This is a genomic window from Cyanobium sp. PCC 7001 (genome assembly GCF_000155635.1).
Classification (GTDB): Bacteria; Cyanobacteriota; Cyanobacteriia; order PCC-6307; family Cyanobiaceae; genus NIES-981.
On the sequence record NZ_DS990556.1, the window covers coordinates 321,965 to 346,837 of the forward strand.

Below are 24,873 nucleotides of genomic sequence, written 5' to 3' on the forward strand. Positions count from 1 at the left end.
CCGGTGTGTGCTGCTGATCGGGTTGGCTACATCCTTGATCCGGCCCGCCAGAACGACCAGGCGCTGCTCACGGCGACCGCAAGACAGGGGAACAGCAGCACGAGATCATCGAGGCCCACCGGGGTGGACGACAGGCTCACCACCACCAGACAACTCGCAAGGGCCAGCAGGGCCAGGCACAGGGCGCCCGGCTGCTGCAGCCGGGGAACGCAACCCATCACCACCAGGCCGAGCCACAGCAGCGGAAGCAGGTAGATCCCCCAGAGGAGAACACCGTTGAGGTGGTTCAGGGCCGTCTCGAGGACGGCGAACAGCCCCTTGGATCGGGCGATGTCCCCGATGACCAGGAACCACAGCGCCAGGGCCGCATAGGGCAGCACCAGGATCGACCCGAGCACATGCAGTACAACCCTCATGGCCAGGGTCGGCCATCCAATCGGGTCAGGTCAGGGCAGCTGCCAATCATCCCGGCGAAAGGGGAAGCGGCCGAGCCGGATCGTCAGCCGGTGGCGTGGGAGTCCATGGCGTGGCCGTCATCGGCTGAAGGAAACCATCACCGCCAGTCATCCAGAACAAACAGATCGGGGCGGTTGTACCCAGGGTCGTTGGGCCGGTGCATCACGACACCGGGCATTTCTGTACGGAAACCTCGGGCGACCATGCGCCCAAGAGCCGCTTCATGGCTGGTGTTCACCCCAGCCAGCAGACGCGACGCCTGCTGGGACGCCCCATGACGCTCACATTGATCGAGCAGCATCTCGAACTGCTCGGCCGTGCGGGGCCCCGGGCGGACGCCGCCGAATTTCACGTAGCAAGCCCCACTGCCGGCCTCACTGCCGGGCCCACAATGGCAGACCGCAAAGGCCGCCAGGCCTGCCTCATCCCACAGCAAGACCGTATCTCCCAATGCCTGGGAATGAACGGCTTCGATCTCTCGGGAGAGGTCCAGGCCCGGGTAGAGGGCATCCGTGAGCGCTGAACAGGCTTCAAGACACTCCAGGCGCTGCTCAGGGGTGAGCTGGGAGTAGGTGGATCCGGACACGCTGGTGACCTCCATCTGAATGGGTTTCGCCATCAGGTAGGTCAGAAAGCGTGGGTAGAACCCGAACTTGCCATACAGCGCATGGTGCTTGGGGCTGTTGGCGAAGGTGAACAATCCGGCCTGTTGGATCCCCCAGGCGTCAAACAGATCCAGCACGGGCTCGATCAGGCGCTGGGCAATGCCTTGATTCCAGCAGTCAGGGTGAACGGAAAGAGGCCCGAAGGTGCCGACACTCCCCCAACGACAGGCAATGTTGGATCCGACCAACGTTCCATCCAGCTCAGCGGCAAAGGCCGCTGTCGGGTCGAGCCTCCATCGGGGTTGCACGTAGTTCGCATCGCCGCCGAAGTTGCTCGGCTCTGGCAATCCAAGGAAGGTGCCAAAGGCGAGCCTGAAGAGATCTTCCGCCGCGGACAGCTCCTGCTCTTGGAGAAGTCGGATGGAGAGGCTCACGAGCCGTGCGCTGCCGTCGTTGGATGGGCGATCGTAGCGATACCAGCCCTGGTCCCAATCACGGCACCGCAATCATCACAAAGGGTCACCCATTCCCTGAATTCCAGCTCCCTTGCCCTGGCTGGAGCAGCTTGTCGTAATACTCCGGACGGGTGAGTTCGCGCTTCCATCCTGGAAAGGCCTCGAACAGCGCCCGGTGCTGCCCGAGGCCGTATTCGTCCTCGCGCGTGGGATAGGAGCGCACCCAGGCGATCATGTTCTCCAGGTTCTGCTGCTGCTCTTCCGGCGTGTGAACTTCTCGGGCTCAAAGGGCCGGCTCCGGCAATGGGCCGCGCACACCTCCACGCCGGGATTGAGAAAGATCATTTCCTCGGCCTGTTTCAGCACCGGCGCGAGGATGTCGGCGTACCAACCCTCGAGGATCCAGTGCTCGTGGGCGGCGATGAACCGCCGCACCGCTGCCACGCTGTCGGCCAGTGGGCGCCGCTGAGGGCTGCCCGGCTCGAAGGCCACGGCATCGAGGGAGAGACGCTCCGCCGGATGGCGCGCCTGCAGCTGCCGGGCGAGGCTGCTCTTGCCGGCCCCGGCGTTGCCCAGAAGAACGAGGCGCATTCGAACAGCTTCCTGGGGGTGCCCAGAGATACCAAGGCGCTGCCCGACGTCTCACGGTGCATGGGGCGGTGACGCCAGGCTGAGAAGCCGTTCGATCAGCTATTCGGCCGCCCCGGGCGGATCGACGGGCTGGAGTGGTTCCTGGACCATGTGACAGGCACGGGAACCGTCTGGTTGGCGCGGCGGATCGCTATCGCCCGCCACTTGCGCCAGCGCTTCGGCAGCGGCACCACAGCTCCAGCCGGCACTCCCTGAGAGCGGCCCCCAATGGCCACCGCCGGGATCCGGTCAACCCAGAGCACTCACCTCGAGCAGCCAGATGGCGATCTCCACGCTCTGGTCGATGCGGGTGAGTGGCGAAGCGTCCGCCAGCCAGGTGCCCTCGGCGTTCTGGCCTTGGAGCAGGTGGCGCACGATCGCCTCGCTCAGCGCCCGTGGTGCGGCCTCGCCTGTGGCGGAGGCCAGTTCGGCGCAGCCCCAGGCCACCTTGTGGGCGAAGGGTTCGGGCACCATGCGCGGGGCGCAGGCTGCGGCGAAGCCGCCGTAGCCCCTGGCCGTGGCGAGGGGCGCCGCCTCCCCGGTGGCCTGATGCAGGCGGCAGAGGAACGCGATCGGATAGCCGAGGAAGAACCAGGCCTGCCCCGGCTCCCCCGCCTCCACGCAATGCAGCGGGGCGACCTCTGGCGGGAACTCGGTCAGCAGCTGTTCCTCAGCGCTCATCTGCAGGTACAGCCGGCTCGTGGGGGCGGGCTGCATGTCGAGGAAGCGCTGCAGAGCCCGGGCCGTTCCCCGGGCACGCTCCAGGTCAGCGAAGTACAGCGAGGCCAGGCCGAGATGGGCACAGGTGAGGAGTTCCAGCACGGCCTCCTGACCATCGCCGCGGGGCTGGAGGGTGAAGCCGGCCGGCGCATCACTCCAGAAGCGCTGCAGGAAACTCCAGGCCGGCAAGCTCAGATCGAAGCGTCCGATCTTGTGGGCCGCCATCGCGATCCAGCCGCTCATGTAGGCCGGATAGCCGGCCAGCACCGGATCGGCGGTGCGCAGGGCGGGGCGGCTGAGGAAGTCGCCGCTGGGCTGCTGAAAGCGGGCCGCGATCCGGTCAAGCAGCTGCCTCGCCTCGCGGGGGCGGCCGGCCAGTTGCAGCAGATAGGGCGCCTTGTAGTGGGCCGCCAGGTCGTGGCCGAGCCCTTCCGGGGAGTTCAGCCGGGCCGCGATCCACTCAACCGTGTGCTCTGCCGCCTTGCGGCATGCGTCCTGGAGTTCCGCCTGCATGCCGTTCCGCTTCCGCTTCCGCTCCTACCCTGCCGAGCCCTGCGCAAGCCGCCACTACCCTGTGGGGGAGATGGGAGGTGGATTGATGCCCTCCGTTCCAGCTGGCCTGCGCACCCCGGTCTGGCTGGCTCTGCTGGCTTCCACCGCCCTGCTGCTGCCGCTGCCGGGCCGGGCCGCCCCGAAGAAGGCCTCCTGCCCGCCCCCGGCGGCGGGGCGCCATGTGGTTCTGGAGAGGGGCTGGCGGGGCCAGGGCGCGGATCAGCAGCCACTGGCCCGGCTGCGGCAGGAGCACTGGACGGTCGACGGCCGGATCGAGGGCACGGTGTTCGAGCGCCGCGGCCAGGCGTTCCGGCAGTTCCGCACCACGGGCACGGTGCGGCCGATCGGCCCCTGCCGGGTGCGGCTGGAGCGCACCACGCCCGAGGCCGGCCCCGGCTCCCGGTATGAGGCCGAGGCCGTCCTGGATGCCGCGGGGCGGCCCCGCTACAGCCTGAGCCAGGCGGCCGGCAGCACCCTCACCGGGATCTGGCGCCACCAGGGTGATGCAGCCTGCACAGACTCCACACTGACGGGAACGGTCCTCAGCCAGCAACAGGGTCTCAGCTGGGATGGAGCCTGGCGGCCCAATGCCGTGGTGCAGCGCGAAACCTGGACGGAAGGCGCCGTGCAAGGTGTCGCCCTGAGCAGCTATGCGGGAGAGATCGAGGCGGCCTCCTACAGCGGCACGATCGAGGTGAACGCCGACTGTCTCGCCACCGTGGTGCAGCGCGACAGCCAGGGCGTTCCCTACAACTACCGGGCCATCGTGATGGCCGATGGCAGCGGCTATCTCTACCTCCAGGAGGATCCGAACGACCTCACCATCGGCTGGCTGGAGCGGGACGCCGGAACAGATCCAGGGCCAGGGTGGTGAGCGCAGCGGTGCCCATCTCGATCACGGCCTCGTAATCCGGCCCCCACTGCGGGCTGTGCAGCGACGGCAGCGACGCACCGCTTGCGCGGTGCTTCTGCCATGACTCGGCGGGAACCCCCCCGACCCAGAAGATCAGACTCGCGATGGAGGGATCACTGAGGCGATAGCGGCCGAAGTCTCCTCCGGCCATCACCGGATCCACGGCAAGAAGCCTGTCTTTGCCGACCCGGGACACCATCAGCTTCCGGAAGGGCTGCTCCGGCAGGGCCGTGAGGATCAGCGGCGAAGCCTCCAGATAAGCCGCGTTGACCTCGTAGGAGTGGGGCCAGCCCTGCACCGCGGCATTGAACACGGCCCAGGAGCGTGGGATGGCCTGGCCCTCGAAGCCGATGCCGCTCAGCTCGCGGGCGGTGCTGTGCAGGCCGTCGCAGCCCACAAGCCAGCGGGCCTCCACGCTGTGCTCCAGCTCGCCGCAGGCCAGCGTGGCGCGCACACCGCCGCCATGGAGCTCGCTGCCCAGCAGCCGGCAGGAGCGCTGCACGCGGCCGCTATGGCGCTCGAGAAGGCCCGTGAGGATGGCTTCCGTCACCTCCTCCGAGAGGCCGAGATTGAAGCCATAGCGGCTGCCGTTGCCGGCCAGGTCCACCTCCCCCAGCCGGCGGCCGTCGGCATGGATCACCGTGGCGCGGTCCCAGTGCAGCGCCTCGGCGCGGGCGTCGATCAGCAGGGTGGGCACCCCGCGCCGTAGCAGCTCCGCCGCCAGCAGCAGCCCCGTGGGGCCGGCGCCCACCACGAGCACGGCGGTCTGGCGGGGCAGCGGCATCGACACGGTGCGGAGCAGGCGGGGGAGTGAGATCAGGCCAGCCCGGGAGGCAGGCTCAGGGATGTGCGCAGCACCTCGAACACCTCGGCGTGGCTGCCGGCGAAGCTCATCACGCCGCGGTAGCGGGCCAGGCCGAGAAAGGCTTCGTCGTAGTGGGTGGGTTCGATCTGCGACCGGTGGCAGCGGAGGGCGTCCAGCTTCCGTTCCACGGTGGTGCTGATGTCCACCGCCAGCTGAGGGGTGCTGAGTGGATGCCACACCTCGTAGCCGAGGATTGTGGCCGGCTGATGCGGTGTTCCTCGGGCCTCCTGATACCAGGGCCCGGCGGCGCCGGCCAAGGCGGCCATCACCAGCTCGTGCACCACGCGGTGGTCGGGGAAGGCGTCGCTGCTGGCGTGCACGAACAGGATCTCGGGACGCACCTCGCGAATCAGATCGATCACGGCGATCTTCTGCTCCCGGGAATACTGCGAGAGACCATCGGGGGCCCGCAGGAACTCCACCCGCGCCGCACCCAGCACCTCGGCAGCCCGCTGCGCTTCCTGCTCCCGGGTGGCCGCCAGCGTGGCCCGATCGATCGAGCTGCTACCGGCCTCCCCGGAGGTGACGCACACATGCACGGCCCGCCAGCCCTGCTGGATCAGCTTGCGCACGGTGCCGCCGCAGCCGATCTCGATGTCATCGGGGTGGGCGCCGAAGGCGAGGAGGGTGGTCATGCTGCAGATCAGGGTCCTAGGGAAACGGCAGGCCCTGGGCCTCCACGTACAGCGCATAGACCGACTGCCCGGCGGTGATGAACAGCCGGTTGCGCCGGCGCCCGCCGAAGCAGAGGTTGGAGGCCACCTCCGGCAGGTGGATCCGCCCGATCAGTTCCCCCCCGGCAGAGAACACGGCCACGCCATCGAGGCTGGGATCGGCCCAGCCCGAACTGGCCCACACGTTGCCGTCCAGATCGCAGGTGAGGCCATCGGCCATGGCCGGCCCCATGTCGCAGAACACCCGCCCATCGGCCAGCCGCGACCCGTCGATCACGTCGTACACGAGGATCCGGCGCGGGTGGCCCGGCTTGTGGGAGGCGCCTGTATCAGTGATGTAGAGCTGTAGGAAATCGGGCGAGAAGCAGAGCCCGTTGGGCTTCTCGATGTCATCGGCCACCACGCTCGCCTCGCCGGTGTCCGGATCGAGGCGATACACGTTGGCGGGCAGCTCGAACGGCGCCCGCCCGCCCTCGTAGTTCACGAGGATTCCATAGCCCGGATCGCTGAACCAGATGTGGTCGGCGGGGTGCACCACCACATCGTTGGGGGCGTTCAGCCGCCGGCCCTGGAAGTGATCGATCAGCACGGTGAGCGAGCCGTCGTGTTCAGTGCGGGTCAGCCGCCGGCTGGCGTGCTCGCAGCTGATCAGGCGGCCCTGGCGGTCACGGCTGTGGCCGTTGGCGTAGTCCGACGGGCTGCGGAAGACACTCACGCTCTCCGTGTCTTCGCACCACCGCAGGATCCGGTTGTTGGGGATGTCGCTCCAGAGCAGGTAGCGCCCATCGCCGAACCACACCGGCCCCTCCGTCCAGCGGGCGCCGGTGTGGATCCGCTCCACGGCGGCATTGGGGAGCACATACTTCTGGAAGGCCGGCGCGATCACCTCGATGGCCGGGTCCGGGTAGTGCACCGGGCCACCCTGCCAGTCTCTGTGCATCGCTGCCGCCATCGCTGCCACCATCGCTGCCCTGGAGACCCTCGGCATGGATGCAGCCCGGGGCGCTCCCCTTTTGTTGTAGCCACGGCTCGAAGAACGCCACCTTCCCTCCTCCCCTCGCCGTCAGCGCTGCAAAGCTGGCCGCTGAACACTGATCCGGGCCCATGGCCGCCGATTCCTACGTTCTCGGCACCCATGCCCAGGAGAGGGAGCGCCTGCGGCGGCAGCATGAGCTCTGGCGTCCGTCGGCATGATCCGCATGGCATCGCGCCGGACTGAAGGATGTGGGTGGCGGGTGCTCGACCTGGGGGCAGGCCCGGTCGGCGCTTCGTGGCCCTTGTTCGTGGCCCTTAGATACGTGCATTTGGAGACCTTTGGGCTACATCCCCACGGCCAAGCCATCGCCCGCTTCGCCGAGGCCGCCATGGCCAGCTTCCGCGCAGCAGGGGGGACCCGAACGTGAACCGGCGGCTGCAGGCCCTGCTGGCCGAGCGGGGCTTCCGGATCGATGCGCTTCAGCCGCTGCCGGTGCTTGGCCGCGCCGATGATCCGTGGGCCCGAGGGTTGGCATGCGGATCTCCCGAATGGGTGGCTCGGCGCCTCACGCTCGCCTTGCTGCGCGGCGATCGGCAGCAGGCCCTGCCGTTGCTCCTTCCGGGAGCCGATCCCGCCATGGTGTTCGTCGGGGCTGCTGGTCAGCCTGAGCCTTCGGGCCACCTGCTTGCCCTGGCCCTGGAGATGCCGTTGGTGAGGCTTGCACAACGGGAAGCCGCAGCCCTCCCGGATGGCCAGGTGGCGTGGGCCAGCACCGACCCGGATCACCTCCTGCTGCTTCGCTGATCGGCGTGACCAGCGCCGGCTCAGCACCCCAGACCCGCCGAGGCGGCGACAATGGCAGTCACCTTGACAGCTGAAGGCCCGAACGTGGAACGCCGATCCCTGATTCAGCTCAACGGCGTGCCGCTGCTCTCCGACGGCGGGCTGGAAACCACCCTGGTGTTCCACCAGGGGATTGAGCTGCCGGGGTTCGCGGCGTTCGATCTGCTGCGGCGGGAGCGGGGCGCCCAGCTGCTGACTGACTACTTCCGCAGCTACCTCGCCCTGGGCCGGGAGGCGGGCACGGGCTTTGTGATGGAAACCCCCACCTGGCGGGCCAATCCGGCCTGGGGACCGGAGCTGGGCTACAGCAGCGAGGAGCTGGAGGCGGCGAACCGGCAGGCGGTGGCCCTGCTGATGGAGCTGCGGGAGGAGGAGGAACGGACCGCTCGCAGCGACGACCGGCCCGACCCCGTGATTCAGATCAGCGGCTGCATCGGCCCCCGCGGCGACGGTTACGTGCCCGACCAGAAGCTGAGCGCTGAGGAGGCCGAGGTCTTCCACAGCTGGCAGATCGGAGTGCTGAGCCGGAGCGGCGTGGATCTGGTCACGGCGTTCACCCTGAGTGCGGTGCCGGAGGCGGTGGGCATCGTGCGTGCCGCCCGGGCGGAAGCCGTGCCGGTGGTGATCTCCTTCACGGTGGAAACCGACGGGCGTCTGCCCAGCGGCCAGCCCCTAAGCGAGGCGATCGAGCGGGTGGATGCCGAAACGGATGGCGCTGCGGCCTATTTCATGGTGAACTGCGCCCATCCCAGCCACGTGGCGGCGGTGCTGGAGCAGGGCGGCCCCTGGCGGGAGCGGATCGTGGGGCTGCGCGCCAACGCCTCCCGCAGGAGTCATGCGGAACTGGATGCGGCCGAGAGCCTCGATGAGGGCGATCCTGACGACCTGGCACGGCTGTACCGGGAGCTGAGCCCGCTGCTGCCCAACCTGGCGGTGCTGGGCGGCTGCTGCGGCACCGACCTTCGCCATGTGCAAGCCATTGCCCGGGCCACCCTGCCCCTGCTGTGGGAGGGCCTCAATCCGAGCCTGGACACCAGGATCAGCCGTTGAACAGCCAGCCCTGGAAGCGGAGGGTGAAGAAGGGCATCACCACGTCGGTGAGCAGCAGCACCGTGACGTCCGCACTGAAAATGAAGTGGAAGTTGCGATTCCGGTTGAGCACCTTGTTCGGTGATTGGCATTTAGCTGGAAAAGGGCAAGTCAAAATGCAGCACATCCTCTCGAGTGCCTAGTTTCGAATAGAGTGCCACTGCTGCCTTGTCAGAATAATCGGCTTGAACAAATGTGACCCAAGCTCCTAAAGATTGAGCAATAGATTGAAGTCTGCGTATCAGGCCGGTTGCTATGCCCTTTCTGCGATGATTAGCTGAAACTGCTAAATCATAAAGATAGACTTCACTTCGCTGCTGCTCAAACTTCTTGAGCTCGTAAGCTACGAGTCCGCCAATAACTTCAGAGTCTAATCGAGCCACCAAAGCAATAAATGAACGATCGGAAAGCAGGGACTTTAGATATTCATCATCTGGCCTGCTTGAAGTATAAGTTTTGATCTCATCAAACTCCCGTCCAAATAGATCGTTCAGCTTGTGCAGCAGATCGGCTTGTTTGACGTTTAAATGAATGATCTCGTGTTCCATCTGAAGACGCATTTTCAATCCTTCCGCCTCACTAGCTATAGGGCGGACTCGGTAACCACCCCCGACGCCCATTCGCTGTCTGCATCAATCCCGATCCAATCCTTGAGCTGGTCTAGGCAATCAAGTGCCCTACTGGCATTGAGGCTCACCCTAGCCACAGCCCCCGGGTTCTTCCGCGGGTCCGCCAACCACCTGTGTCTGTGGCTACCAGATGGGCAAGTGGCCACTGGCGTGGCCGGCGGTGCCGGCGTGGTCACACTGAGGCAAGAGTTCACCCGCTGCCTCTGGCCATGGGCCGTTTCTCTCCCCTCGTGACCACCCTGCGCCGTACACCGCCGCTGGTGTTTGCCATGGCCGTGCTGGCCACGGGGCTGGTGCTGTCCACCTCCATGCTGGTGAAGGGCATTCGCCGCGGCAACGACACCATCACCGTGACCGGTGCCAGCACCGAGCGCATCACCAGTGACTACGCCGACTGGACGGTGGAGGTGGCCGAGAGCGCTCCATCGCTGCAGGCCTCCTATCAGCAGTTGCAGCCCCAGGTGGAGCGCACCCTCGCTTTCCTGGGCCAGCAGGGCATCGCCGACGACGCCGTCAGCCGCCAGCCGATCAAGTCCGAACGCTCAGAAGTGCGTGACTCCCGCACGGGGGAACTGCAGTCCGTCACTTACACCACCCGCCAGCCGATCCGCATCAGCACGCCCGATGTGGCCAAGGTGGCCGCCGTGGCCCAGCAGATCGGTCAGCTGGTGGGCGAAGGTGTGCCGCTCACCATCAATGATCCGGCTTACACCTACACCAAGCTCTCCGAGAAGCGGGTGGACATGCTCGCCAAGGCCACCCGCGATGCCCGCGAGCGGGCGCGGGAGATCGCCCGTCAGGCCGGCTCCCGCATCGGCGTGATCACCCAGGCCGACACTGGCTCCTTCCAGATCACCGTGCCCAACTCCACCGAGATGAGCAGTTACGGCTCCTATGACACCACCACCATCGAGAAGGACATCACCGCCGTGATGGGCGTGACCTTCCGGGTGGAGTAACACCTCACGCGGGAGTCCCGCCGAACGGTCTGCCGAACGTTCTGCCGAACGGTCTTCAGTGCAGGCGTCCGTCCTCCAGCTCCAGGGTGCGATCGGCGATGTCGAGGATGCGGCTGTCGTGGGTCACCAGCAGGATCGTGCAGCCCTTCTCCCGCGCCAGGCGCTGCATCAGCGTCACCACCTCGCGGCCGGAGCGGCTGTCGAGCGCGGCGGTGGGTTCATCAGCCAGCAGCAGCGGGGGCTCCCCCACCAGGGCCCGTGCCACCGCCACCCGCTGCTTCTGCCCCACCGAAAGCCGGGCGGGCTTCACGTCCAGGTGATCGCCCAGCCCCACGCTCTCCAGGATGGAACGGGAGCGGCGGTCCATCTCAGCCGCGCTCAGGCTGCCGCGCAGCTCCAGGGCCATGCGCACGTTCTGGCTGGCGGTGAGGCTGCGGTGCAGATTGTGCGACTGGAAGATGTAGCCGTGCTCGCGCCGAGCCAGGGTGAGCTCCAGCGCACTGGCACCCACCAGCTGCCGGCCCAGCACGAGCAGCGAGCCGCCCTGGGCAGCCCGCAGCCCGCCGATCAGGGTGAGCAGGGTGGTTTTGCCCGATCCGGACGGGCCGGTGAGCAGCACGATCTCCCCCGCCGCCACCTCCAGGCGCACCTCGAACAGCACCTGGCGCCGCACCGCCCCCCGACCGAAGTGATGGTTGAGCCCCTCAATCGCAATCGCGTTGGCCATGGTGCTGCCCCCGCTCAGAACAGCTCGGCCGGATCGGCCGCCTGCAGCCGTCGGGTGGCGATCGCCCCCGAGGCCAGACACATCGCCAAGGTGAGCACGAACACCACCACGGCCCGCTGCAGCGTCATCGCGATCGGCAGGGTGGTGGCCTTCGCCGCCACCGCATAGAGCCACAGCGGCATCAGGGCCCCGGGGATGAAGCCCAGCGCCGCCAGGATCAGGGCCTGCTCCACCACCACCAGCAGCAGGTAGCGGTTGCGGAAGCCCATCGCCTTGAAGGTGGCGTATTCCTGCAGATGGGCATTCACATCGGTGGAGAGCACCTGATACACGAGCACCACGCCCACCACGAAGGCCATGGCCGTGCCCAGGCCGAAGATGAAGCCCACCGGGCTGGCCATCCGCCAGTAGTTCTCCTCGAATTGCACGAAGTCGGCATCGGTGAGCACCTGCACGTCGCCCGGCAGGTGGCGGCGCAGGGCCTCCACCACCGCTTCGGCGGCCACACCCGGCGCCAGCGTGATCAGGCCCACGCTCACGCTGCCGGCACTCACCTTGGGGAACAGGCGCAGAAAGGTCTGGTCGCTCGCCATCAAGGTGGCGTCAGCCCCGAAGGAGGCCCCCAGCCGGAACAGCCCGCCCACGGTGATCGTGCGCCGCTCGATCTCGGTGGTCACCCGTTCGCCCCGATCGATCCGGGCGATCGCTTCCCTGTACTGGCCCCTGGCTCCCCGATCGAACAGCACTGTGTCGGGCAGCTTGAGCAGATCGGCCTGGGCGCGCACCTCCGGCAGGCGCAGCACATCGGCATCCGGGTCGAAGCCCAGCACCTGCACCGTGGCGGTGCGCAGCGTCTGGGGATTGCGCCAGGTCACCGTGCGGATGTACAGCCCCTGGGCGTCGGCCACGCCGGGCACATCCAGGGCCTGCAGCAGCCGGCGGCGCGGAAAGGTGGAGAGGTTCTGCAGGTTCAGGGCCCGGGGGCTGATCAGCACCACATCGGCCTGGAAGGAGCGGTCCAGGCGGGTGTTGCTGTCGTACAGGGCCGCCTGGAAGCCCAGCTGCATGAACATCAGCAGGTCGGCGAAGGCGATGCCGGCCAGGGCCACCAGGAAGCGGCCGCGGTCGTGGCGGAGCTGCAGCCAGCCGAGCGGCGTTCTCATGGCCCGATCACCACCCGCACCTGCAGGTTGGTGAAGCGGGCCGCCACCTGGTTGCTCTCGGGCGTGAGCGGTGCCCGCACCTCCACCACCCGGTTGTCGGTGTTGGCGCTGGGGTCGGTGTTGATCACGGTCTGGCGCAGCACGATGGCGCCGATCTGCCCCACCCGGCCCTCCAGGGGCTGCTCCAGGGCCGGGCTGGTGATCCGCACCGGCTGGCCCGGCTTCACCCGGGGCAGATCGCTCTCGTACACCTCCGCCACCACCTGCATACGGCCCACCTGGCCGAGCTGCAGGATCCCCTGGGCGCCGGGGGCCTCGCCGGCACGGGCGAACACCTGCAGCACCGTGCCGGCGATCGGGGCGCGGATCAGGTTGTCGTCGCGGCTGGCGACGGCCCGCCCCAGGTTGGCCTCGGCCGCTTCGAGGCTGCGCTGGGCCGCCTCCACATCCAGGTCCACCCCGCCGGCACCTGCAGTGCTGCGGGCCTGCTGCCGGGCCAGCAGGGCCCGGGCCTCCTGCAGCGCCGCGGTCACCGTGTCGAGCGTGAGCTGGCGGTTGTCCCGGTCTTCCGCCGACACGGCGCCGCTGGCGTAGAGGCTCTGGTAGCGCCGTGCCTCGGTGGCTGCCGTTCGTTGCTGGGCCTCGAGCGAGCGCACCTTGGCCAGCTGGCTCGCCTCGCCGCTGCCGGCATCGGCGCGGGCGATGGCCAGCCGTGAGCGGGCCAGGTTCACCTCGGCGCGGGCGGCGTTCACGGCCGCGTCCAGCTGGGGCTGGTTGTCGAGCACCGCCAGCAGCTGGCCCGCTTGCACGGAATCTCCGCGATCCACCAGCAGCTTCAGCAGGGTGGGCTGGCTAGGCCCGGTGGTGGGCGCCGCGATCGTGCGCAGCTCGCTGATCGGCTCCAGCCGGCCCAGGGCGGTGACGGTGCGGATCGGCTGCTGTACCTCCGGCGCCGCTTCTGGCGGCGGAGAGACCAAGCGCTCCAGCACAGCGCGGGCCGCCACGGCTGCCAGGGCCACCGCCACGGCGCCGCCGCCCACCAGCAGCCAGGTGCGGGAATGCCGTGGTGGCAGCAGCGGCAACTGCGGGAACGCCATCCTTCGCCCTCCCTCACATCTCGACCCTACGGCGATGGACCTGCGCCGTCCGAGTGCCATGCTCCGAGCGCCATGCAGTTGACAGCCCCTTACCCCGCAATCAGCATGACGTTGCCAAGGGGTGTTCTGAAGTTTTCTCCCCAGATGCAAGCCAATTGCGTTGCATCAATCCCCATCGATCAGCGCCAGTGATTCGGCTGTGTTGCCTCTTTGCACCTGCTTGAGCAACACGGCGGCTTTGATCAACACAGGCCTGCAGGCTGGATTCTCCCCTCACACTTCATGATCGCGGAATCCACTACAGCCAGCCTGGTGCTTCGTGCGACAGAGGCCTTTCCCTCCAACGGTTCCCGTCAGGCCAACCTGAGATACAAGCATCCTCACATCACCATCGAGGATCGCGGCCTCCGGCCACTGCGGCCGGATCATGTGCGACTGCAGATGCTGCGCGTGGGGGTGTGCGGTACCGATCTGCACATGACCCAGAGGGATGAGCAGGGATTCCTGCGCTGCTCCGCTCCAGCCCACATTCCTGCCGAAGGACGCGTGCTCGGCCATGAAGGCATCGGCAGAGTGATCGGCGTCGGCGCCGATGTGGGTGCCTTTCGGGTCGGCGACATTCTCGCCCCGGAATCCGTGTTGAGCTGCAGTGTGTGCCGCTCCTGCCGATCCGGATGCTTTAACCAGTGCCAGAAAGCCGTGTTGCTGGGAATGGAGCAGGATGGGTTGTTCAGCACCATTGCTGATGTTCCGGCGCGCTCCACGGTGAACATCAGCGAGCTCGGTCAGACTGACCAGGGACTTCAGATGGCTGCCTGTCTCGAGCCGGCGGGGGTTGCGCTCCTCTGCGGCATGAACACTCGCATCACCCCGGGTGACAAGGTTCTGATCTTCGGCGCCGGTCCGATCGGGCTGCTTTGCGCCATCGTCGCCAGGCAGGTGTATGGCGCCTCCTCCGTCGCCATGGTGGAACCGTCGCCATACCGGCGCCAGTTCGCAGGCCGGTGGGCCGATCAGGCAGCCAGCTCCGCTGATGAGCTCACCACGCCTGCCCATGGCTGGGACGTTGTGATCGAGGCCTCGGGAGACCTGTCCAACATCAACAGGGTGTTCCGGCAGATCGCGGCCTGCGGGCGGGTTGCGCTGCTGGGTCGGGGAGGACAACCACTCACGATTGATGCCGTTGATCACATGATCACCAATGCCATCAGTGTGATGGGCCTGCGAGGCCATCTCGGTGGCGTGTACGAACGGTTGATCGAGCTGTGCTTGTCGGGTCACTTGCCTCTGGATTCCATCATCACCACCACCTTGGAGGGCTTGGACAAGTTGCAAATTGTGCTTTCCCAGCCCGATGTGGTTGCAAGCACGGATTGCAAGATCGTGGTGAAGCTTGCTGATTAGTTCCTGTGATCACTCTTCCTGCACTCACTGCTCTTCTTCCCGCTTGCCTGTCCGCCCGCCTGAAATGACTTCTCCCGTCATGTTTCCTCCCGATGGTGATCACTTTCTGAAGATCCGCGTCTCCGTGCGCATGCTGAAATGCAACTTCAGCTGCCAGTACTGCGTTGCAGCCGCAGGACAGAGTCAGGTGAGCGGTGTTGATTACAGCACTGGGGCCAAACGCAATGTGTGGGGAACGGACGTTGGTAGGGAGATGGCGCGGAAGTCCATCACCTGGGCTGCATCACTGCCATTCAAAGTCGGCCTTCGCTATGACGTGCATGGTGAGCCCTTCCTCAATGCGGACGTTATCGAGGACCTGGTTTGGCTCACCCAGCAGTCCAATATCCACTTTGTGGAAGTACAGACCAATGCGTCCCTGCTCAGGAAGCAGCTTCCGAGCCTTGTCCATCGGCTTGTGCCTGAGAAGCTGAAGTTGTTCTGCACGTTTCATCACACCGAAATCAGCCTGGACGACTTCCTGGAGAATGTTCTCTTCGCTTCCGGTTTGGGGTTTGGTGTGGTGGTGAACACCCTGCTCTCAGCTGACAATGTCGATCTGATTCATGACGCCTTGGATCGCTGCTCCCAAGCGGCCATCCCCACCTCCGCTGATCTGAAGTTCCCAGGATTTGATGTCCCCGCCACGCAGGAGATGAGTGCTCGCGTGGACGTGGACAAGCGGGCCCGCCATTTCCTCAGCTGCGACCCCATCGATGCGGTGCTGGAAGGCGATGCCGGTCCGGCCATCCTCAGAACGGTGGCAGACAGTGGGCCCCTGGGCCGGGAACTGAGGTTCCTTGCCGCACTGCTGGTGGGGCTCTATGGCGGCACGGGACGGCTCTGCTCAGCTGGCCACGACTATCTGATCGTGGACAACTGGGGCGATGTCTACCCCTGCACCAGCTATGCCGACATCCAGAAGGGTCGGCTTGGATCGGTGCTGGATCCTGGCTTTGTCCCCCCCCTGCGGCAGGAAACCTATGCACCCTGTCAGTACGCCGAAACCTGCCATCAGAAGGAGGAGTATGGAAATCTCCAGATCCTGCGGGAGCATCGTGATCTGCTGATCACCAGCCTCAACTGCCTCTGCGCGGGGCAGGGAGACATGGATGCGCAGTCGCTGTTCAACAGCCGCATGGCGCTGATCGAGATGGCGCGCCACAACCTCCAGACCGGCACGATCGGCAGGCCGGCACCCACACCTGCTGCCTCGATGCGCTGAACCCGATCGACTCCTCCCCTCCCATGCCCATGCCCAGGCGGCCCTCACCCACGTGGTGGACTTCCGCCAGGCTGTGGCTGCTGGCCTGGGTGGCCTCTCTCGGCGGCCTGTTGTTCGGCTACAACGCCACAACCCTGGGCCTGGTGGCCACCACCGCCGCTGACGACTGGTCGCTCGACCTCACATCGCAGTATGCACTCAGTGGCGCCTTCTTCCTTGGGGCGATCCTGGGCGGCATGCTCATGGGCCGCTTCAGCGATGTGCTCAGCCGCAAGGATGTGATCACAGCGGCAGCAGCTTGCTACGCCTTTTTCGGCTTCGCCTGCGCGATTTCCGGGCGTTTTGAAGAGCTGCTTCTGGCGCGCTTTCTGCTGGGATCGATCGTGGGTGTCACGTCGCTGGCGATCCCCCTCTACATCGCCGAGATCTCGCGGCCCCGCAACCGGGGTGCCCTGGTGTCCCTCAATCAGCTGAGCATCACCCTGGGCATCCTGCTGGCCTTCGGTTTTGAGAACGGCTGGCTGACCACTCCCACCCTCTCTCAGCTCTACACGGTGAGTGGAATCCTGGCGGTGATCGTGAGCCTTGGTGCGATCCTCCTGCCGGAATCGCCCGCCTGGCTGGTGAAGCAGGGGGATGGTGAGCAGGCGGCCGACGTGCTCGCCAACGTGCTGGGAATGAACGCCTCCAGCGAGATCGCCGAGATCAACGCCGGGCTTGCCGACACTGATCGCCACGGACTCGTTCAGTTGCTGCAGCCATCGAACCGGCGCCTTCTCGGCATCGGCGTTCTCCTGTTCAGCGTGCAGCAGCTGAGTGGAATCAACTTCATTCTGCAGAAGGCAGGTGACGGCTCCCTGTTCGGCGCCACACCACCGGGTTGGAATCTGGTGATCGCCATCGGCATCGTGAACCTCCTCGGCACGGTGGTGTTCATCGCGCTCGTGGACCGGATCGGGCGCAGACCCCTGCTGCTCGGGGGGATGGCTGCCCTGGCCCTCTGCCTCATGGGCCTCATCGCCGAGGCCGGTGGAACCCTGGCACCCGATGCGGTCAGGCCCGTGCTGATGATCGGCTACGTCTTCTGCTTTGCCATCAGCCTGGGGCCCATCCCCTGGCTGTTTGTGGCGGAGATCTACCCCCTGGCGATCCGCGGGATCTCGATGAGCATCCCGATCACCGTGAACTGGGTGCTCAACGCCTTCATGGTGTTCGCCGCACTGTCGGTTCGCTCATCGTCCGACACGCTCACGGTGTACTGGATTTCCCTGGCAGCCACGGTGGCGGGGATCCCCCTGTGCTGGCGCCTGGTGCCCGAAACCAGGCGGCTGCGGTTCTCCCAGATCCGGCGCTTGTGGCACAGGCTGGGTACCAGCGATGAGGGTTATGAGATTGCCGCCACCCTGGCCACCAGTGTGGTGACCATCGGGGGGATCTTCTTCGGCTACAACCTCACGGTGATTGCGGGCGCTCTGTTGCAGATTCGGAGTGTCTTCTCCCTGACCCCACTCACCAGCGGGCTCGTGGTGAGTTCAGTGCTGGTGGGAGCGATCCTCGGTTCGTACCTGGGTGGTCATCTGGCGGCGGTGTTCGGCAGGCGATCGATTCTGCTCTCCACCACCGTGCTGCTGATTGTGGGTTCAGCTGTTTCGGGCCTGTCCGAGTCCGTGCCGATCCTGGTGCTGGGCCGATTGGTCACCGGGGTTGCCACTGGTGTCACCGCCAGCATCGTGCCGCTCTACATCTCCGAAATCTCTCCAGCCGCCATTCGCGGCCGGCTCAACGGGATTCAGCATCTGGCGGTCTGTATCGGCGTGCTGGCTGCCTATGGCGCCAACACGGCCCTGATGCCCAACCCGGAAGGATGGCGAGCCATGCTCTACCTGGGTTCCGTACCGGCCCTGATGATGGGGATCGGCACGCTGTTTCTGCCTGAATCGCCCCGCTGGTTGCTGTCCAAGTCCCGCTTCAGCACCGCCAGGCTCATGCTCGCCAGGCTTTGCGTCGCCGATCCCGACCGGGAGATTGCGCGCATCACCACCGCGGCTCAGCAACCAACGGGTCAGGTCAAAGCAATGGGGCTGTTCTCCAGCACGGTGCGACCGCCGCTGCTGATCGGTCTGGCCTTGGTGTTCTTCCAGGAATGCACGGGAATCATCATTGTCACCTATTACAGCCCCACGATCTTTCAGGCCTGCGGTGTGCAGGATCCCACCACTGCCAGCCTGCTCACCACCATCGGGGTGGGTGTGTTCGGGCTGCTGATGACCCTGCTCTCCTTCCTGGTGGTGGATCGGATCGGCCGCCGCAAGCTCTTCCTGCTGGGCATTCTGGGGATACTGGCCAGTTCCCTGGGATTTGCCTTCATCTTCAGTGGACCGGCAATTGTTTCTGCCTCCGCTAGATATCTTGTGCTGGCCTGTTTCATTCTGTTTGTCACCTCGTTCTCGCTCAGCATTGGCGCCGTGTGCGGCATGGTGATTTCCGAGATCTATCCCCAGGCTGTGAGAGATCGCGCCATCGGTTTCGTGATCGCGTTCCAGCTGCTCTGCGGCATGGTGGCCTCCTTCGTGTTCCCCACGCTGGTTGAGGCGGTTGGGCTGGCCACGGTGTTCTCCATCAATGCCGCGATCACGGCCCTGGGCATCCCCTTCTGGTATGCGTTCATGCCCGAAACCCGGGGCAAGAGCCTCGAGGAGATCGAACGCCACTGGCTCGCGGGCAAGCGACCCTCAGCCCTTCGATGACCCAGCCGCACTCCGCCGTGTTGCACCGCAAGGTGGCCCTCGTCACCGGCGCTTCCCGGGGCATCGGAGCGGCTGTGGCCAAGCAGCTCGGTGAAGCAGGCGCCGCCGTGATCGTGAACTATGCCAGCAACAGAGGCGGGGCGGATGCCGTGGTGCGCTCCATCGAGGCCCGAGGGGGCAGGGCCGTGGCGATCCAGGCCGATGTGGGGGATGCGGCTGGCGTCGAACGGCTCTTCCGTGAAGCCGACGACGCCTTCGGCGGCCGGTTGGATGTTCTGGTCAACAACGCCGGTATCTACGTCACCACCCCCCTGCAGGAGGTGACGCCAGCCCACTTCGATCACAGTTTCCGCATCAACGTTCTGGGCGCGATCCTCTGCTGCCAGGCTGCCTGCAGCCGCTTCCCATCCGATGGCGGCAGCATCGTGAACATCAGCAGCCTGGCCGCCACCAAGGGTGCCGCGGGCAGCGTGGTCTACAGCGCCACCAAAGGGGCCATCGACGCCTTGACCCGCACCCTGTCCGAAGAGCTGGCCCCCAGGAACATCCGGGTCAATGCCATCAACCCAGGCCTGGTGATCACGGAGGGAACCCGGGCCGCCGGGTTTGTCACCGAGCAGCTGGAGCAGGAGTGGAAGGCGAAGGCAGCGCTCGGTCGTGTGGCCACGCCGGAGGACATCGCCCCGGTGGTGCTGTTTCTGGCGTCGTCGGCGAGCCGCTGGCTCACCGGGGAAACCATCCACCCCACCGGCGGAGTGCGCTAAATGGCCTCGCCCCCATTCAACCCACGCTTCCCATCATGAAGGGATCGGATCTGCTGGCCAGGTATCTCGAACACCGGGGCATCACCCATGTGTTCGAACTGATCGGCGGCACGATCACCTACCTGCTGGATTCTCTCCATCTCCACACCTCGATCCACATCATCAGCATGCACCACGAGCAGGGTGCTGGCTTTGCGGCCGAGGGCTTCGCCCGGCACACCGGTCTGCCTGGCATCGCCATGGCCACCAGCGGTCCCGGCGCCACCAACCTGCTCACCGCCATCGGCAGCTGTTACTTCGACTCCACTCCCGCGCTGTTCATCACCGGCCAGATCAACCGGGACGAACGCAAAGGTGACCTTCCGGTCCGGCAGCTCGGATTCCAGGAAACCGACATCGTGGCCATGGCACGACCGATCACCAAGGCTGCGATTCTGGTGGACGATCCTTCCGACCTGCCGCAGGTTCTTGAGCACGCCTTTGATCTGGCCCTGCGTGGCCGGCCCGGACCGGTGCTCCTGGATCTGCCGATGGAGGTGCAGGTGGCGGACCTTCCCGAGCCCGCCTGGTGCTCCGGTTCCGCTTCCGGCTCGACCACGTCCGGTGGCGAGGCGGACTCCACCCCCGAGGCTGAGGCCTTCCTTGAGACTGCGCTGGCCGATCTGGCCCACGCCGAGCGCCCCTTGATCCTGGCTGGCGGCGGCATCCGGGTGTCGGGCGCGATCGAGCCATTCCGCCGCTTCGTGGCCGCGCTCGATGTGCCTGTGGTGCATTCCCTCATGGGCGTGGATGTGCTCCCCTCTGACGATCCCAACAGGATTGGTCTGATCGGTCTGTATGGCAATCGCTGGGCCAACATCGCTCTGTGTGACAGTGATTGTCTGCTGGTTCTGGGTAGCCGTCTGGATAGCCGTCAGACCGGCAATGACACCACCCTCTTCCGTGGCCGGCGGGTCCTGCATCATGTGGACTGCGATGACGCCGAGCTCAACAACAGGGTGAAGCAGTGCAGCACCCTCCGAATGGATCTCGGCGCCTTTCTGCGCTGTGGTCTGCGTTCTCCCTTTCTCCCACTGGACTGCGGCGCCTGGCGTGACCACCTGGTGAGCTGCCGCCGTCAATGGCCGGATTCAGGGGAGGTGGGCACCGTGAGCGGGATCAATCCCAACAGCCTCATGCACCACCTTTCGGCGGCGTGCCCTGATGCCGCGGCCTTCGTGGCGGATGTGGGCCAGCATCAGATGTGGGCGGCCCAGTCGCTGCAACTGAGGGAGCACCAGCGCTTCCTCACCTCGGGTGGCATGGGGGCGATGGGTTTTGCGCTTCCTGCCGCCATCGGTGCCTGTCTCGCTGCAGGCCGGCATCCGGTGGTGGTGATTGCTGGCGACGGTGGATTTCAGATCAACCTTCAGGAGCTGCAGACGATCAGGCGCAATCGCCTGCCGATCAAGATGGTGGTGATCAACAACCAGTGTCATGGCATGGTGCGCCAGATCCAGGATGTGGCCTTCAACGCCCGCTATCAGTCCACGATCTGGGGTTACGACGCCCCTTCCTTCACGGCGGTTGCCTCGGCCTATGGCCTGCCCTCAGCCTTGGTGGCGGAGGAGGCCCAACTGCCGCAGGCCCTGGCGGCGATGATGACGGATCCCGATTCCGCTTTTCTTCTGGAAGTGGTGATCGATCCGGCGATCAACGCCTACCCCAAGGCGATCGCCGGCAGACCGCTGTCCGAGATGGAGCCCCTCGAGAAGCCTCACTGATCCACGGGTCCTGGAGGCTCGATCAGCCCCCACCGAGCCAGATCATCCACGATCTTGCGCCTGTAGGCCCTACTGAAGTCCGGTTGCAGGCTGGTGATCTCCTCCGGGCAGGAGCTGCTGCCCGCCTGCATTTCACCGCTGCTCTGCGTTGTCTGGCCTGCTGATCCTGCATAGGCTTCCGCCACATCCAGCAGGGAACGGGCCCGTTGCTCGGCTGGCAGGCGACGCAGGCGGGTTGTGATCGCGTCGAGCCAGAGGTCATAGCCCTCCACCCGTCGCAGCCTGATTCCTTTGGCGGCGATGTCCTGGAGGATGGCATCCAGGGGAACACCGCTGCCACTGTCAGCGTTGAGGTTGAGCACATGAAATCCCTCCGTGCGCGCTTCCCCGAGGGCAAGGATGGTCTGCGCCAACTGGTCGACGGGGAGGCCCTGCACCGAGAACCCCGATCGTCCACTGTTCTGCGACTCCTCCCCAAAGCACCCGGGGGCGATCCCGGTCACCAGGATGCTGTACAGCAGTCTTGAAAGCAGATCGTCCGGGTTCATCTCCCCGGCCAGCACACGATCGGGAAGAATGAGGCTGGGCCGAATCACCCGTACGGGCACACCGGTGCAGTCATGGGTGGAGCGCAGCAGTTGCTCGCAAGCCCACTTGCTGGCGAAGTAGCCCCGGGCGTAGCCGCCCTCCACCGGGATGCTCCCTCCCGGCCGCCGGGGCAGGGAAGCCACCCCGATGCTGGAGATGAAGTCCACCGATTTCAGCCGCGTCGTGATCGCCAGGTGAATGATCTCCGCGGTGCCGATCACATTGGGCCGGTAGAGGTGGCGATAGGGCAGCCGGTGATTCACTTCCGCTGCGCAGTGACAGATCGCGTCCACCTCAGTGGCGAGCCGCTCCTGGCAACCCGGTTCAAGCCCCAGGCCGGGCTCTCCGATGTCCGCCGGAATCACCTCCAGATGCCTTCCCGCCAGCTCGCGGAAGCGTGCCACCTGCTCGGGTTCCAGATGGGAGAAGCGGTTCCTCAGTCGCTCCCAGGCGGAATGGCTGTTCGAGGGGCGCACCAGACAGATCAGCCTGCCCCCCTGGCCAGCCAGCCGTTGCAGCCACTCCAGGCACAAGCGCCCCCCCAGAAAACCGGTGGCACCGGTGAGCAGAACCGTAGGGGGCCCGCCTGTGGGCCTGGCCACCTCGGCTGAGGGTGTACCGATGGGAATCCCGATCAGGTTCTCCAGCCTGTAGTGGTCCGGCTTCAGCCACCCCTCGGCCGGAATGGCGGCGAGGGGACTGCCAACCCGCTGGTGCGGGGCCTGCTGGATGGAGGCGGTGTGGATCCTCCGCGCCCACGCTTCCACCGTGCCGCCCGGCCCGAGAATCTGGCTCCCTTCCAGCCCCACCCCGAACTGCTTCTTGATCTCCATCGCCAGCTGCACAGCGGCCAGGGAGTCGCCCCCCAGCTCGCGGAAACTCGTCTGCCGATCGGCAGCCCCACACACCACACCCAGCGTGCTGCTCAGCAGCGCCAACAGGGTGGTTTCCACATCCACCGCGCCAGCTGACGCTCTGATGGCCTCGAGCTCAGTGCCTCGGGTGGCCTCATGGCTGGCATACAGGCTCTCCAGCCGGCTGCGGTAGCGCGCGCGGATGGCCGGGCGGATCGGCTTACCCAAGGACGACAGCAGACCGTTCTGCTGGGAGAAGGGTTCCTCCGCCAGGATCAGGTCTCGAGGGATCTCGAAGCCGCGCAGCTCCCGTTGGTTTGCCAAGGTGAGAATCTCCTCGCGCACCCGTGCCTTTAACTCGGCCTCACTGGCCTGCCGTGACCCGGGCGGTGCAAGGGTGTTGCGATCAGGTACCACGACTGCCAGCAGATAGGCCCTTGTGCTGTCGCCGTGGAGGTGAATCTGCTGCACGCAACCACAACCTTCCTGGAAAAGCTGTTCCAGCCTGCCCACAGCGACATATTCACCCTGCGCCAGCTTGATGACATTCTTTCGCCGGTCGATGATGGCGATTTGATCGGGGGCCCGCTCTTCAACGATGTCACCGGTGCAATAGAAGCCATCGTCGTCGAACAGCTCTGCAGTGGCCTCTGGATTTCTGAAATAGCCTGAGATACCGAAGCGGGTCTTCACGCAGAGTTCTCCGCGCGGAAAGGGCCGATCATTCACTGAATACCCTGCCTCGGGCACATCGCGAAGGCGATACGCGAGAATGTTGTTGCGGTTCAGCAGTCCATTCATCGCCAGCCCGCCACTGGCTGTTTCCGTGCTGCTGTAGCCTTCGCTCACAGGCACCCCAAGGAGGCACTCCAGGGATGCCTTCAAGCGTGGCGTGATCGGAGCCGAGGCCACCACAATGGATTGCAGTCTGCCTCCGAGGATCTCGTTGCCTGAATACTCCGGCGCAGTAGTCAGGTGGTGTTCGATCACTTCGCAGAGGCGGGGAAACAGCACCAGGCCTGTGGGCCGTGCCAGTCTGATGTCTTCAATCACGGTCGAAAGGTCAGGCCTGAGCGTGAAGTAGGCGGTGCCGCCCGCGCCCAATGCCGTGATCATCGAGTCTCGTCCCATCATGTGGTGGAAGGGTGCCAGAACCACGGTCACTTTTGGATAGGGACCGGAAACATGGCGCCAGGTGTTGATCAGTGCACGGGATGAGATGCAGGCTCCCTTGGGTGTGCCTGTGCTGCCGGATGTGTGAATCAGAAGTGCCAGGTCATCTTGATCCTGCGCCTGGATCGGCAGGAAGCTGAACTCTGCGTCTCTCCCAACGTCAATCAGATCCTGCAGTGTCTGAACGACAACGTCTGACCCCTTCTCGTTGAGTGCCCGGATGCCGCTCTCCAGTGCGGCGCGCTCGCAGTCGACGGCAGGGTCAAGGTCAAAGACGATCACAGTTCGGATCGACGTCGATCGGGCGATCAGGTCGACACAGCCAGAGAACTCACTGATCGATACCGCCAGAGTGACGGGCTGGACTGTGCCGAGGATGGCGTCATCGTCCTCGCTGGAATGGTTCGGTGACAGGGGCACCGGCACGCCCTTGGTGTAGGCCAGTGCCAGATCAAGAACGGCGTAATCGATGCTGGCAAATCCCACCAGCACCACGAAGGCTCCCGCTTGCACCGGGCTATCGGGATGAAGGCGCCAGGCCATGGTGAGGGCATGAACCCGTTCCTGCAGGGTTCGGTAGCTGATCGAGCGGAAGGCCTGCTCGTGGACACGCACCGTTTGACCTGTGCTCGGGTCCGGCCGCACCAGGTAGGAACGCTCCGCCAGAGCAGGGCGCTCGGCGTAGCCGCTCAGAATGGCATCGATGATCTGTTCGTAGCGCAGGTGAGCCTGCAGGGCCCGTGCTGTGACCGAAGCATCAGGCCACCCCTCGGAAACGTTGCCGGAACTCTGGTCCGCGGAAGACTCATTCACAGGGCGGGCACTGTCTGATGCGGACAGATTGTTCGGGGTGCAAAACTCACCGGAAGGTTGGAGACCATCGCGAACGGGGGACTGCTCGTTTGGGTCCATCACCGCCCACCCCATGGGATCGTAAGGGCTGCCCCCAGCGCTGTCATCGCC

Annotated in this window: 23 protein-coding genes; 9 read left to right on the top strand and 14 right to left on the bottom strand. The window is 65.7% G+C overall.

Features of this window, described 5'->3' with window-relative positions:
- Window positions 1-26: 26 nt before the first annotated feature.
- The 5 genes from CPCC7001_RS01590 to CPCC7001_RS01605 form a co-directional block, all read right to left on the bottom strand.
- On the bottom strand, window positions 27-416 hold the full coding sequence (locus CPCC7001_RS01590; RefSeq protein ID WP_006909221.1) for a hypothetical protein: 390 nt from the start codon (window positions 414-416) through the stop codon (window positions 27-29).
- Between the two features lie 137 nt (window positions 417-553).
- Window positions 554-1,495, bottom strand: coding sequence for a GNAT family N-acetyltransferase (locus tag CPCC7001_RS01595; RefSeq protein WP_006910145.1), 942 nt, complete (start codon window positions 1,493-1,495; stop codon window positions 554-556).
- 85 nt (window positions 1,496-1,580) lie between these two features.
- Window positions 1,581-1,751, bottom strand: coding sequence for a hypothetical protein (locus CPCC7001_RS15430; RefSeq protein WP_006911785.1), 171 nt, complete (start codon window positions 1,749-1,751; stop codon window positions 1,581-1,583).
- Window positions 1,748-2,107 carry a hypothetical protein gene (locus tag CPCC7001_RS01600; protein WP_198006438.1) on the bottom strand — a complete coding sequence of 120 codons (360 nt, stop codon included), beginning with the start codon at window positions 2,105-2,107 and terminating at the stop codon, window positions 1,748-1,750. The genes CPCC7001_RS15430 and CPCC7001_RS01600 overlap by 4 nt, the downstream gene beginning before the upstream one ends.
- Window positions 2,108-2,395: 288 nt before the next feature.
- On the bottom strand, window positions 2,396-3,379 hold the full coding sequence (locus tag CPCC7001_RS01605; protein ID WP_006911344.1) for a hypothetical protein: 984 nt from the start codon (window positions 3,377-3,379) through the stop codon (window positions 2,396-2,398).
- An 85-nt stretch (window positions 3,380-3,464) separates the two neighbouring features.
- On the opposite strand from CPCC7001_RS01605, the gene CPCC7001_RS01610 reads away from it, so the two are divergent.
- Window positions 3,465-4,292, top strand: a complete 828-nt coding sequence (locus CPCC7001_RS01610; protein ID WP_071778331.1) for a hypothetical protein — start codon at window positions 3,465-3,467, stop codon at window positions 4,290-4,292.
- Here CPCC7001_RS01610 and CPCC7001_RS01615 read toward each other — a convergent pair.
- From CPCC7001_RS01615 to CPCC7001_RS01625, 3 genes are read right to left on the bottom strand one after another with little or no spacing between them, the layout of a single operon-like run.
- Window positions 4,237-5,115 carry an FAD-dependent monooxygenase gene (locus CPCC7001_RS01615; protein ID WP_050757026.1) on the bottom strand — a complete coding sequence of 293 codons (879 nt, stop codon included), beginning with the start codon at window positions 5,113-5,115 and terminating at the stop codon, window positions 4,237-4,239. The two genes, CPCC7001_RS01610 and CPCC7001_RS01615, sit on opposite strands and share 56 nt — an antisense overlap.
- Before the next feature lie 32 nt (window positions 5,116-5,147).
- The gene (locus tag CPCC7001_RS01620; protein WP_006909838.1) at window positions 5,148-5,831 is read right to left on the bottom strand and encodes a PIG-L deacetylase family protein; all 684 of its coding nucleotides are present in this window, start codon (window positions 5,829-5,831) and stop codon (window positions 5,148-5,150) included.
- Between the two features lie 16 nt (window positions 5,832-5,847).
- Window positions 5,848-6,858: an SMP-30/gluconolactonase/LRE family protein gene (locus CPCC7001_RS01625; protein ID WP_156796638.1), complete on the bottom strand. Its 1,011-nt coding sequence runs from the start codon at window positions 6,856-6,858 to the stop codon at window positions 5,848-5,850.
- Window positions 6,859-7,269: 411 nt separating this feature from the next.
- On the opposite strand from CPCC7001_RS01625, the gene CPCC7001_RS01630 reads away from it, so the two are divergent.
- Both CPCC7001_RS01630 and CPCC7001_RS01635 read left to right on the top strand, forming a co-directional pair.
- Window positions 7,270-7,650 carry a hypothetical protein gene (locus CPCC7001_RS01630; RefSeq protein ID WP_006909138.1) on the top strand — a complete coding sequence of 127 codons (381 nt, stop codon included), beginning with the start codon at window positions 7,270-7,272 and terminating at the stop codon, window positions 7,648-7,650.
- 84 nt (window positions 7,651-7,734) lie between these two features.
- Entirely contained in the window at window positions 7,735-8,739 is a 1,005-nt protein-coding gene (locus CPCC7001_RS01635) for a homocysteine S-methyltransferase family protein (protein ID WP_043368464.1), read from the top strand.
- On the opposite strand, the gene CPCC7001_RS15885 is transcribed toward CPCC7001_RS01635, so the two are convergent.
- Window positions 8,729-8,851 (bottom strand): hypothetical protein, encoded by a 123-nt coding sequence (locus CPCC7001_RS15885; RefSeq protein WP_255347422.1) that lies wholly within the window; start codon window positions 8,849-8,851, stop codon window positions 8,729-8,731. The two genes, CPCC7001_RS01635 and CPCC7001_RS15885, sit on opposite strands and share 11 nt — an antisense overlap.
- A 19-nt stretch (window positions 8,852-8,870) precedes the next feature.
- Entirely contained in the window at window positions 8,871-9,326 is a 456-nt protein-coding gene (locus CPCC7001_RS14225) for an AAC(3)-I family aminoglycoside N-acetyltransferase (protein WP_071778332.1), read from the bottom strand.
- 290 nt (window positions 9,327-9,616) lie between these two features.
- On the opposite strand from CPCC7001_RS14225, the gene CPCC7001_RS01640 reads away from it, so the two are divergent.
- A complete protein-coding gene (locus tag CPCC7001_RS01640) occupies window positions 9,617-10,366 on the top strand; it encodes an SIMPL domain-containing protein (RefSeq protein WP_006911684.1) in 750 nt (249 codons plus the stop codon).
- Between the two features lie 55 nt (window positions 10,367-10,421).
- Here CPCC7001_RS01640 and CPCC7001_RS01645 read toward each other — a convergent pair whose 3' ends face one another.
- From CPCC7001_RS01645 to CPCC7001_RS01655, 3 genes are read right to left on the bottom strand one after another with little or no spacing between them, the layout of a single operon-like run.
- Window positions 10,422-11,093, bottom strand: a complete 672-nt coding sequence (locus CPCC7001_RS01645) for an ATP-binding cassette domain-containing protein (RefSeq protein WP_006910668.1) — start codon at window positions 11,091-11,093, stop codon at window positions 10,422-10,424.
- A 14-nt stretch (window positions 11,094-11,107) separates the two neighbouring features.
- Window positions 11,108-12,256 (bottom strand): ABC transporter permease DevC, encoded by a 1,149-nt coding sequence (gene devC, locus CPCC7001_RS01650; protein WP_006910471.1) that lies wholly within the window; start codon window positions 12,254-12,256, stop codon window positions 11,108-11,110.
- A complete protein-coding gene (locus tag CPCC7001_RS01655) occupies window positions 12,253-13,353 on the bottom strand; it encodes an HlyD family efflux transporter periplasmic adaptor subunit (protein ID WP_006911702.1) in 1,101 nt (366 codons plus the stop codon). The genes devC and CPCC7001_RS01655 overlap by 4 nt, the downstream gene beginning before the upstream one ends.
- Before the next feature lie 282 nt (window positions 13,354-13,635).
- Here CPCC7001_RS01655 and CPCC7001_RS01660 point away from each other — a divergent pair, with 282 nt between their 5' ends.
- The 5 genes from CPCC7001_RS01660 to CPCC7001_RS01680 all read left to right on the top strand — a co-directional run bounded on the left by CPCC7001_RS01660 (window position 13,636) and on the right by CPCC7001_RS01680 (window position 21,295).
- Window positions 13,636-14,757, top strand: a complete 1,122-nt coding sequence (locus CPCC7001_RS01660; protein WP_050757027.1) for a zinc-binding dehydrogenase — start codon at window positions 13,636-13,638, stop codon at window positions 14,755-14,757.
- Window positions 14,758-14,836: 79 nt separating this feature from the next.
- Window positions 14,837-16,021: a hypothetical protein gene (locus CPCC7001_RS01665; RefSeq protein WP_006911113.1), complete on the top strand. Its 1,185-nt coding sequence runs from the start codon at window positions 14,837-14,839 to the stop codon at window positions 16,019-16,021.
- A gap of 23 nt (window positions 16,022-16,044) precedes the next feature.
- Window positions 16,045-18,768: a sugar porter family MFS transporter gene (locus CPCC7001_RS01670; RefSeq protein WP_006911167.1), complete on the top strand. Its 2,724-nt coding sequence runs from the start codon at window positions 16,045-16,047 to the stop codon at window positions 18,766-18,768.
- A complete protein-coding gene (locus CPCC7001_RS01675) occupies window positions 18,765-19,532 on the top strand; it encodes an SDR family NAD(P)-dependent oxidoreductase (protein WP_043368468.1) in 768 nt (255 codons plus the stop codon). Before CPCC7001_RS01670 ends, CPCC7001_RS01675 begins: the two co-directional genes overlap by 4 nt.
- 35 nt (window positions 19,533-19,567) lie before the next feature.
- On the top strand, window positions 19,568-21,295 hold the full coding sequence (locus CPCC7001_RS01680; RefSeq protein ID WP_006909799.1) for a thiamine pyrophosphate-binding protein: 1,728 nt from the start codon (window positions 19,568-19,570) through the stop codon (window positions 21,293-21,295).
- On the opposite strand, the gene CPCC7001_RS01685 is transcribed toward CPCC7001_RS01680, so the two are convergent.
- Complete coding sequence (locus tag CPCC7001_RS01685) at window positions 21,289-24,837, bottom strand: SDR family oxidoreductase (RefSeq protein WP_156796640.1); 3,549 nt, start codon at window positions 24,835-24,837, stop codon at window positions 21,289-21,291. The genes CPCC7001_RS01680 and CPCC7001_RS01685 overlap by 7 nt on opposite strands.
- Between the last annotated feature and the right edge of the window lie 36 nt (window positions 24,838-24,873).